A 9,790-nucleotide genomic window follows, 5' to 3' on the forward strand; every position below is an offset into this window, starting at 1 on the left:
AAGGCTGGCGCTAGCAAAATCGCTAATAGTGGTGCAAAAGTAACGGGCGGTCTAAAAGCCTTGGCGGATAAATTACCTACCAAAGCTGGCAGCAAAAAATCTGACAAAAACAGCGAGGCAAAAACTGTCAATGATGATGCGCCTATCGTCTTAGTCGGTAAGGGCGTGACCTTTGATTCAGGCGGTATCTCAATCAAACCCGGTGCGGCAATGGATGAGATGAAATTTGATATGGGCGGCTCAGCGTCAGTACTCGGTACAATCAAAGCTTTATGTGAAGCGCGTCTCCCGATTAACGTTGTTGGTGCGCTTGCTTGTGCGGAAAACATGCCATCAGGTGATGCCACGCGCCCAGGCGATATCGTCAAAGCCATGAACGGCAAATCGGTTGAAATCTTAAATACCGATGCCGAAGGTCGTTTGGTGTTGGCCGATACATTATGCTATGTGCAGCGCTATAATCCAAAAGCCATTATTGATGTGGCAACGTTGACTGGCGCTTGTGTGGTTGCCTTAGGTCATGTGCGCTCAGCGGTGTTTAGTAATGACGAAGACGTGTTATTTGAATTAGAAAACGCCAGCCATTTATCGGGCGATTTAATCTGGCATATGCCGTTAGATGATGAGTATCAAGCGCAGCTTGACTCGCCTATCGCTGATATGCAAAACATCGGTGGTAAAGGTGGCGGGGCTATCACAGCTGCTTGCTTCTTATCGCGCTTCGTCGAAGAAGGTCAAGCATGGGCGCATTTGGATATCGCTGGTACGGCATGGAATTCAGGTAAAGACAAAGCAGCAACTGGTCGCCCTGTTCCGCTATTTATGCAATACCTCAAAAACAGCGAAAACAATGCCTAATCTGTTATTAATAATCCATTGGTAAAATACCAATTTATGAAAATGAATTTATGAATATCAGTTTTTATATTTTAAGTGAAAGTAAAGCCCAAGATATCTTGGGCTTTATTTGTCAATTGACCCAAACCGCGCTGAATAAAAGCAGCCAGTCGCTGTTGATTCTCATTGATAAAGATGATGAATTGCTATCGACGCTTGATGAGGCGCTATGGTCATATGATGCCGCAAGCTTTATACCGCATCAGCGACTTTTGCATGCTACTATTTCTGAGCCTAAAGATGCTAGTAAATCTGTTCAAGAGAATAACGAGCCATTAGCCCCTGTTTTACTTAGCAGTTATATGCCAGCGGATTTTAAAGGCATTGTCTTAAATACCACTATCCATCCTGTCAATCGTTTTATGGCAGCGACCAATAACGCCCAACCTACTCGGGTGCTTGAGCTGATAAAACCTGACCCTGAGAGTACGCAAGAAGGTCGGCATAAATATAAAGCTTATCAACAATTGGGCTACGAGCTGACCCATTTTAAGGTTTAATCGATAAACCTTATCTATTTTTTTTCTTAAAAAACACTTCTATTTTTTCACATTGCGCACTTTCACTTGACCTTATGTGCCTAGGTAGGCATGGGTTAAAGGTAGGCGTTTATCTTAAAAAAATGCTACCATCCTTCGATTACTTTTCCGTTCTATTATAAATTTTATATTTATTGACAAAGTCGAGGGTGTATAGATGCGTTCATTGATTGCGATGTACCAGCGTATAGGGCTGGTGCCGCTTATTATTATCGGTTTAATATTAGGCGTTTTGATTGGCTGGCTGGCACCAAATATCGGTATTGCGCTGGGCCTATTAGGGACGCTATTTGTCGGCGCGCTAAAAGCAGTCGCGCCGATATTGGTCTTTATTTTGGTCATGGCAGCGATTAGCCAACATCGCAGTGGCAATGAGGTGTATGTCAAACCGGTGTTGATTATGTATATGTTCGGCACTTTTTTGGCAGCACTGACCGCCGTTGGCGCAAGCTTCTTATTCCCAACCGAGCTAATATTGGTCAATGCCAACATTGAGCAAGTACCTCCTGCTAACCTGCAAGAAGTACTCACCAACCTGCTGATGAATTTGGTTGCCAACCCTGTGCAGGCCATCGCTGATGCCAATTATATTGGTATTTTGGCGTGGGCAATCATCATTGGTTTTGCTCTACGTCAAGCCAGCGATACCGCGCGCGCCGTGGTAAGCGATTTTTCTGATGCCATCTCGCAAGTGGTCAAATGGGTCATTGCGCTAGCGCCATTTGGTATTTTAGGCTTGGTTGCCAATACCGTCGCTGAGACAGGCTTTGCCGCGCTAGCAGGTTATGCGCGCATTTTGATGGTACTAGTCGGTTGTATGTTGTTTATTGCGCTGGTGGTCAACCCTATTATCGTCTTAGTTAAGACGGGTAAAAACCCTTTCCCACTGGTGTTTACTTGCCTGCGTGAATCAGGGATTACCGCGTTTTTTACCCGTTCATCAGCCGCTAACATTCCGGTTAATATGAACCTTGCGCGTAAATTGGGTCTACACGAAGACACTTATTCAGTCACCATTCCGCTAGGTGCGACCATCAATATGGCGGGCGCGGCGATTACCATTAACGTCTTAACGCTAGCAGCAGCGCATACCCTTGGTATCGAAGTAAGCTTTGCCTCAGCGCTACTACTAAGTTTGGTCGCAACGATTAGTGCTTGCGGCGCTTCTGGTGTGGCTGGTGGTTCGCTACTTTTAATTCCATTAGCTGCGAGCTTATTTAGTATTCCAAACGACATCGCCATGCAAGTGGTGGCAATTGGCTTTATCATCGGGGTGGTACAAGATTCCGCTGAAACTGCGCTAAACTCATCAACAGACGTCTTATTTACCGCTGCCGCTGATCCAAAATATGCGCGTTAGTTGTTAGTTGTTAGTTGTTAGTTATTGACGTTGGTTTTAATGAAAAACCGTCATTTTTAAAGCGGTATTTTTAATAGTATAAAGGGTCTCATTTAGAGACCCTTTTTTATGGGTAATGATAAGACATTGGCTATTTTAAATGCTCAACGTCTACTTCAATCACCGGCATCTGCATATCAAGCTGGCGCTTAAATTGACGCAGCTGCTCAACCTCATCTAGTAACTCCAGTATCAAACCAACCGCCGGCACGCTGGCTTCAAAGTCACGGCTGAGGCGCGAGGCACGGCGTACGGTTGTCAACTGATAACCGGTAAATTGCTGACGCTCTGGTACATCATATTCGATAATATTTTCTTCAAGCAACTCAATGACCCATTGGCGCTCTTGCCCACAGGCAGTTACGAGCTCATCGAGGCTCAAGATAATGTCGGTAAATTCAGGCGAGTGTTTCATAATGATTATCCTCGTTTGCGCTTTATTTTATCGTATGGTCGTTGTCTCTATTACAGGGCGATTATTCATGATTCATCACAGTTAAAAACTGATAGCACCAATCGTTAATAATAGCTGTTAATATCAGACGTTAATACCCGTCGTTAACGGCTGATATTGGTATCAGCAAACGCTTCTTTAAGCTGTTCATACGCTTTTATGGCCGCCTCGCTGCTGACATCAGGATTGACGATATTTAGGGTCAGATATAGATTGCCCGCTTGCTTCGCAGGAATACCTTTACCTTTTAGGCGTAAATTGCTACCTGATTTGCTGTTTTTAGGAATCGTCACCCCAAGTGAGCCCGCTGGGGTACTGACATTAATTTTTTCACCGAGCGCCGCTTCCCAAGGCGCAATATTAACGGTTTGATAAACATCGGCGCCTTCAATACGGATATTATCAGCGTGACTGATTTTAACCTTTAAAAATAAATCGCCGTTTTTACCACCGCCGATACCAGCTGCCCCTTGTCCTGCTAAGCGGATTTGCTTGCCATCGGTGATGCCTTTAGGAATTTTTATTTTAAGGGTTTTATTTTCATAATCGACACTACCATTTGGCTGACGAACGGGCACATTTAACTTGATGCTATAGTCATCACCGCTATAGACCGAGGCCAAATCCACGGTAATCTCTGCATGTTGGTCTTGACCTTGACTGTCTTGCGCGCCAAAACCGCCGCCAAACTGCTCAAAGCCGCTGCTTTGTGAGCGGCCACCAGTTTGCCCACGCGCACCGCGACCAAAGGCTGAAAAGATATCATCGAAGCGAAAACCGCCATTGCCATAAGCTTGACCTTCACCAAACTGATCTTTGATGTCTTCCCAGCGAAAACCACCTTGGCCGCCAGCGCCCGCAGATTGCCCACCAAAACCGCCAAAGCCACCAGCGCCGCCTGCACCAGCAAAAGGATTGTCTAGCATGGCATCATATTCTGCACGCTTGTCTTTATCCCTAAGGGTTTCATAAGCATTGTTGATCTCCGCGATTTTATTATCAGCGTCTGGATCATCACTGACGTCAGGGTGATATTGGCGTACCAGCTTACGATATTTCTTTTTAATCTCAGCATCGCTGGCATCTTTTTTGACGCCCAAAATGTCATAGTAATTTTTCTCTGCCATGTTATTTTTCCTCAATATAAAAGCCTGTGAATAAGACTGCTATGCCAATGTAAACGAAACGATGGACCGGTTTGTATGAGAGCGATATAACGCATATAACGTCTGGTCGTTATCATTGTTATTGTCATCTACGTATCATCTTAACAATAATAAACGGCCAACAATACCAACCCAAACTGTTAGACAAATAGATAGTTACCTTAAGTATAAAGGCTATATTTATAAGTAATAATGGAGATATTGTTAACAAAATTAAAGAGTGGTTAATAGGATTGAGCTATGGTGAATCATAGATTTGCAGGCATAACAGCGTCCTTTTGACCTTAGTAGTTCTTTTACATACCTGTAAAGGTATAACAAGCTCTTTCTTGTAAAATGCCTTTATTATTTGTACTCGCAGGGAGTATGGATAACATAGGCAAGAGTATCTGTCTATCTCATCAACAAGAAATAGGTATTAAATGTCTTATTTAATCAAGTCTTTAGTCATCACTTTATCGCTGCTGTTAAGTACGACCGTTTTTGCCGGCAACACCAGTTATTACGGTAGTAAGTTCCACGGTAAACGTACCGCAAGTGGCAGTATCTTCAACATGAACTCCCTCACCGCCGCGCATAAGACGCTGCCGTTTGGTACGAAGGTACAAGTGACCAACAAAAAGACAAAGCAGAGCGTGATCGTAAAAATTACCGATAGAGGACCTTATATTAAAGGTCGTATATTGGATTTATCGAAAGCCGCTGCTGGTCAAATAAACTGTGAACTTTGCACAACTACTATGAAAATACTGTCTTATGGAGATGGTAAATACCGGATGGAATAATGGCATAAAAAAGGGAGAGCTTAGGCTCTCCCTTTTTTTTATCGACGAGTTTTTATAGTCGCCATGTTAGGCGCTTAAACACTCACGCTTAAATAATCACGCTGTCACCTTGCCTTTACAGCTTTTATTGAAAACGCGCTTCCATCTCCTCTAAATTTGTCATCGCTAGCAACAACTTTTCTTCATTATCGCTATGCTGCTGCTGGAGCGCGGTTTGCTCATCTAACAATAGCAATAAATCAGCTTTGCGACTCTCTTCGTACAGCTCAGTATCGGCAAGCTTGGTTTCTAAACTGGCCAATTTTTCATCAATTTTAGCCAAAGCTTTTTCTGTGTTTTCAATCTCACGGCGTATCGGTGCGGTGAGCTTACGCTGCTCAGCGGCCAATTTGCGCTGCTCTTCTTTGCTAATCAAAGGCTGGGCGGCTTTATTATTTGCAGGTGCAGTCGACGCTTTACTGCTCACTTGATTGCCTGATTGGCTGGTTGATGGTTTGGTTATTTGACTGTTTGCCGAATCTGTATCTGTTTCACGTGAAACAGATTTCTTATTGTCCTTTTTGTTCTTTTTCTTAACAGTATTTTTTTCCGAGGCATTTTCTTGTTTGCGTTTTTCTGCTAGCCATTTACCGTAGTCGCTGATATCGCCATCGAACTCATCGATTTGGCCGTCATGCACTAAAAACAGCTCGTCGCAGACGTTGGCAATCAGCTCGCGATCATGCGATACCAATACCACTGCCCCTTTAAACCCTTGTAAGGCAATGGTCAAAGCCTGACGCATTTGTAAGTCTAAATGGTTGGTTGGCTCATCGAGAACCAGCACATTTGGACGCTGCCAAACGATTAATGCCAAAGTCAAACGCGCGCGCTCGCCACCAGAAAATAGCTCACTTGCTGTATCGATACGGTCGCCGCGAAAGTCAAAACTACCAAGGAACGAGCGCAGTTCGGCATCAGAGGTTTTACCTGCTAGGCGGCGCAGCATTTGCATCGGTGTCGCTGCGGCGTCTAAAGTATCCATTTGATGCTGATTAAAATAGCCAAGCTTTAAGGTGTCAGAGACGCGATAGCTGCCTGATAAAATACCAATTTCGCCAACCAAGGCTTTAATCAAGGTCGATTTACCCGCGCCATTCATCCCTAATAAACCAAGGCGGGTGTCGGGCGTTACTTGGACGTTGGCATTATGCAAAAGCGGCGTCTCGCTATAGCCGATATCAGCATTGCTCATTTCTATCAGCGGCGAGCTCATATTGGCCGGCTCATAAAAGCGGAACGAGAACGGATTGTCCGCCATCATTGGTGACAGCTCTGCCATGCGCTCAAGCTGCTTGATGCGGCTTTGGGCCTGTTTGGCTTTACTGGCCTTGGCACGGAAACGACGAATAAAATCATCCAAATGGGCTTTGGTCGCTTGTTGCTTCTCAAACGCTTGCTGCTGCTGCGCCATACGCTCGTGACGGGTACGGATAAACTGCTGATAATTACCCGTATAAAGGGTGATTTTTTGTTGTTCGACGTGCAAGATATGCCCGACGGTGGCGTCCAAAAACGCTTGGTCGTGCGAGATAACAATCACCAAACCGGTATAAGCATTAATCCAGGTCTCAAGCCAAAGAATGGCGTCTAAATCCAAATGGTTGGTTGGCTCATCAAGGAGCATTAAATCAGCGCGGCTCATCAAGGTTTTGGCAAGATTTAAACGCATACGCCAGCCACCCGAGAACCCTTCAACGGGCAATTCATGCTGACTGGTCTTAAAACCAAGACCTGCCATGATTTGCGCCGCTTTGGTCGGCGTCCGATAGCCATCAATCTCATCAAACTGCTGATGTAGAACGCCAATCTGATCGTCACTGACACTGCTTAAATCATTTAACGCCTCATTAATCTCATACCACTGCTCATCACCGCTTAGCACATAATCTATCGCCGTCTGCGTGCTCGCCCCGACCTCCTGCGCCATGTGCGCCACCTGCCAGCTATCAGGAATGCTGACTTCGCCTCTATCAAGCGTCACTTCGGTATCGCCGGTGCCCATTTGCGTCAATAATAAGGCAAACAAGGTCGATTTACCGGTGCCGTTATTGCCCGTCAAGCCAACTTTGTGGCCCGGATGGAGCTGAAAGCTTGCCCCTGCAAACAACTCACGACCATCACGGCGAACGCCAACGTCTTTAAATTCGATCATATAATTTCTTCATCTCAACAATAATATAAAACTTAAGGCAATAAAAACACCCGTCTGGCATGTTTACAGGCGGCTATTATTTCAAACGCTTGGCGCATAGGCAAACGATTAAATAACTATTTTAAATTCAACCCTTTATACGGCTAAAAACCACTTGCGATCATAATGGCTTGCGAACGATTAAAAATTTGGTAATTAAAACCGCTATTTGGCATGTAAAACTACTATATAGTTGCAAACGCTACTGTCACCCTTGACAAATCAATCAGCACCCCAATTATGTTATACTAGTAAAACACTATTGACATCATGCAGTTAGGTGTCTGAAGCTAAGTGTCGGTAGTATTGCTATGCGCTTAAGTGCGATGGTCAATACTCACTTAAGTGCTATGACAGCTCGATATGAGTATCAAAGCCATGACCCAATCTCATTATTTTACCGTAGCCTAGGCGTTATCAGCCGCTACTTATCAGTCGCCCTATCCAGTATAAATAGACGACCTCGCAGAAATAAAAAACAAATCATTTGATTTTAGCAACTGAGGTAGATATGAACGAATCAGCCAATCAATTTAATCCAAGTACAAGTCAACCAGTCGATCCAACCGCCTTAAACTTGACCGACAGCGCGGCAAAAAAAGTACGTCGCCTACGTGAAGAAGAAGGTGATAGCAATCTGATGCTGCGTGTCTATGTGACGGGCGGCGGCTGTTCAGGCTTCTCTTATGGCTTTAACTTTGCCAATGAGCTCAATGAAGATGATGCCAATTTTGATAATGATGATGTGACCTTAGTCGTCGATTCGCTAAGCTATCAGTATCTGCAAGGCTCGACCGTAGACTATACCGAAGGCTTAGAGGGCGCACGCTTTATTGTCACCAATCCAAACGCCACCACGACCTGTGGCTGTGGTTCATCGTTCTCACTTTAAGCAAGTCGAGTCAAACAAGTCGAAATAATGGCTTTATTTTAAAAGCAATACAGTCCTGTTGGATAAAACTTAGTATACAATCGTAAACTGAAAAAGTCTTTTTTAACCGATAATCTGGTAAAAGGTGGCTTTAATCGGTTTACGATTGTTTTTTTATGGGGATGTGCTTAAATACCGCCTTCTTTTGAGTAGCTAGTCTAATCAATCTTGTATTTTAGTGAGCGCTTAACATGTTTGTAAAGCTTATGCTTGCGAGCCTTTTATTAAAAGATTTTTGTGAGAAGATTTTTTATTAAAGGATTTTGCTCATAAAGAAGAATCACTAAAAAAATCCCACTCCTACCCCAAATTATGAAGGCACACCCTCATGGCTAAGTTATCACTTGACGCATTAAATGACATCGACGGCTTTATCGCCGCCGCCCTAGTAGACAGCGAATCTGGTCTTGCAATGGCTACGCTTGGTTCTGGTATTGACCTTGAGCTAGCAGCGGCTGGTAACACCGAAGTACTACGCTCTAAGCGCAAAGTAGCAGCAGCGCTAAATTTAAATGAGAACATCGAAGACATTCTTATCACTTTGAGCAAGCAGTATCACTTGCTACGTCCATTGGTACGTAATGACAACTTGTTTTTATACCTTGTACTTGACCGTCAAAAATCAAACCTTGCCATGGCGCGTCATATTCTAAAAGGTTTCGAGACTGAATTAGAATTCTCGTAAGCCTGTTTATATTAAGTAATGAGTTATCTAAAGCATCTACCTGATAAGTAGATGTTTTTTTGCTTTATAGCTGTTTGATTTAGGGCAGCAGATTTGACTAATAGCTGGGCTGGTTACCCAATTTTATAAACCAAACAACCGTTATTTGAGCGCCAGTGAAGCTTACTGTATTTGTAATTGTACGTGGTTTTTGGGGCAGCTTTGGGCTAAACTGACGTGATTCTATAACCCATTTTTGCGGTTGCACAGCGATTGTGTGGCAACCGACCATAACTAATAACAACAGATGACTATTATGAGTAATTTTGCGAGCAGCTTTGTCGATTTTAAAATTCCAAACTGGTTTGATAGCAAGCATTTAAGCGGCATGCTGCGCGGTATCGAAAAAGAAGGGCTGCGGGTTAAACCTGACGGCTACTTGGCACAAACTCCGCATCCAGCCAAGCTTGGCTCCAAGCTCACGCATCCATTTATCACCACCGATTACTCTGAAAGTCTGCTCGAACTTATCACTGACCCAAAAACCTCTCCAAAAGAAACGCTAACCATGCTGCGCCAATTGCATTTATTGGTTTATCAAGGTATGCCTGAAGGCGAGCTGATGTGGCCATTGTCAATGCCGTGTATGCTGTCATCAAAAGATGAAGATATTCCGTTGGCAGACTATGGCAGCTCTAATACGGGTAAGCTAAAAACACTCT

The 9,790-nt window shown here is 44.1% G+C and carries 9 protein-coding genes and 1 pseudogene; 7 read left to right on the forward strand and 3 right to left on the reverse strand.

The genetic code is table 11. The annotated features are described in order from the left end of the window. From V7D75_RS01700 to sstT, 3 genes are all read left to right on the forward strand, one after another. Nucleotides 1-858, forward strand: an 858-nt coding sequence (locus V7D75_RS01700) for a leucyl aminopeptidase (RefSeq protein WP_333613150.1), incomplete at its 5' end; no start/stop codon positions are given. A gap of 50 nt (nt 859-908) precedes the next feature. Beyond that, nucleotides 909-1,397: a DNA polymerase III subunit chi gene (locus V7D75_RS01705; RefSeq protein ID WP_191691769.1), complete on the forward strand. Its 489-nt coding sequence runs from the start codon at nt 909-911 to the stop codon at nt 1,395-1,397. Nucleotides 1,398-1,593: 196 nt separating this feature from the next. After that, entirely contained in the window at nt 1,594-2,796 is a 1,203-nt protein-coding gene (sstT, locus tag V7D75_RS01710; protein ID WP_333613151.1) for a serine/threonine transporter SstT, read from the forward strand. Between the two features lie 130 nt (nt 2,797-2,926). Here the strand turns inward: sstT and V7D75_RS01715 are convergent, their stop codons facing one another. Together V7D75_RS01715 and V7D75_RS01720 are read right to left on the reverse strand one after the other, a co-directional pair. Continuing rightward, nucleotides 2,927-3,250, reverse strand: coding sequence for a chaperone modulator CbpM (locus V7D75_RS01715; RefSeq protein ID WP_333613152.1), 324 nt, complete (start codon nt 3,248-3,250; stop codon nt 2,927-2,929). Nucleotides 3,251-3,393: 143 nt separating this feature from the next. After that, nucleotides 3,394-4,416 carry a DnaJ C-terminal domain-containing protein gene (locus V7D75_RS01720; RefSeq protein WP_333613153.1) on the reverse strand — a complete coding sequence of 341 codons (1,023 nt, stop codon included), beginning with the start codon at nt 4,414-4,416 and terminating at the stop codon, nt 3,394-3,396. Nucleotides 4,417-4,877: 461 nt separating this feature from the next. On the opposite strand from V7D75_RS01720, the gene V7D75_RS01725 reads away from it, so the two are divergent. Beyond that, a complete protein-coding gene (locus V7D75_RS01725; protein ID WP_102076714.1) occupies nt 4,878-5,240 on the forward strand; it encodes a septal ring lytic transglycosylase RlpA family protein in 363 nt (120 codons plus the stop codon). A gap of 124 nt (nt 5,241-5,364) precedes the next feature. Here the strand turns inward: V7D75_RS01725 and V7D75_RS01730 are convergent, their stop codons facing one another. Continuing rightward, a complete protein-coding gene (locus V7D75_RS01730) occupies nt 5,365-7,434 on the reverse strand; it encodes an ATP-binding cassette domain-containing protein (protein ID WP_333613154.1) in 2,070 nt (689 codons plus the stop codon). A 550-nt stretch (nt 7,435-7,984) separates the two neighbouring features. Between V7D75_RS01730 and erpA the strand changes: the two genes are divergently transcribed. The 3 genes and pseudogenes from erpA to V7D75_RS01745 form a co-directional block, all read left to right on the forward strand. Then, a complete protein-coding gene (gene erpA / locus V7D75_RS01735; protein WP_068407319.1) occupies nt 7,985-8,365 on the forward strand; it encodes an iron-sulfur cluster insertion protein ErpA in 381 nt (126 codons plus the stop codon). A 367-nt stretch (nt 8,366-8,732) separates the two neighbouring features. Further along, a complete protein-coding gene (locus V7D75_RS01740) occupies nt 8,733-9,089 on the forward strand; it encodes a roadblock/LC7 domain-containing protein (RefSeq protein ID WP_200663016.1) in 357 nt (118 codons plus the stop codon). Between the two features lie 286 nt (nt 9,090-9,375). Beyond that, nucleotides 9,376-9,790, forward strand: a pseudogene (locus V7D75_RS01745) (glutamate--cysteine ligase); the annotation flags it as partial.

The organism is Psychrobacter sp. (genome assembly GCF_036731945.1).
In the GTDB taxonomy this organism is placed as follows: domain Bacteria; phylum Pseudomonadota; class Gammaproteobacteria; order Pseudomonadales; family Moraxellaceae; genus Psychrobacter.

Excerpts from the sequence above, each read along its gene's own strand:
- V7D75_RS01705 (WP_191691769.1), top strand. The coding sequence starts at position 909 with ATGAATATCAGTTTTTATATTTTAAGTGAAAGTAAAGCCCAAGATATC.
- sstT (WP_333613151.1), top strand. The coding sequence starts at position 1,594 with ATGCGTTCATTGATTGCGATGTACCAGCGTATAGGGCTGGTGCCGCTT.
- V7D75_RS01715 (WP_333613152.1), bottom strand. The coding sequence starts at position 3,250 with ATGAAACACTCGCCTGAATTTACCGACATTATCTTGAGCCTCGATGAG.
- V7D75_RS01720 (WP_333613153.1), bottom strand. The coding sequence starts at position 4,416 with ATGGCAGAGAAAAATTACTATGACATTTTGGGCGTCAAAAAAGATGCC.
- V7D75_RS01725 (WP_102076714.1), top strand. The coding sequence starts at position 4,878 with ATGTCTTATTTAATCAAGTCTTTAGTCATCACTTTATCGCTGCTGTTA.
- V7D75_RS01730 (WP_333613154.1), bottom strand. The coding sequence starts at position 7,434 with ATGATCGAATTTAAAGACGTTGGCGTTCGCCGTGATGGTCGTGAGTTG.
- erpA (WP_068407319.1), top strand. The coding sequence starts at position 7,985 with ATGAACGAATCAGCCAATCAATTTAATCCAAGTACAAGTCAACCAGTC.
- V7D75_RS01740 (WP_200663016.1), top strand. The coding sequence starts at position 8,733 with ATGGCTAAGTTATCACTTGACGCATTAAATGACATCGACGGCTTTATC.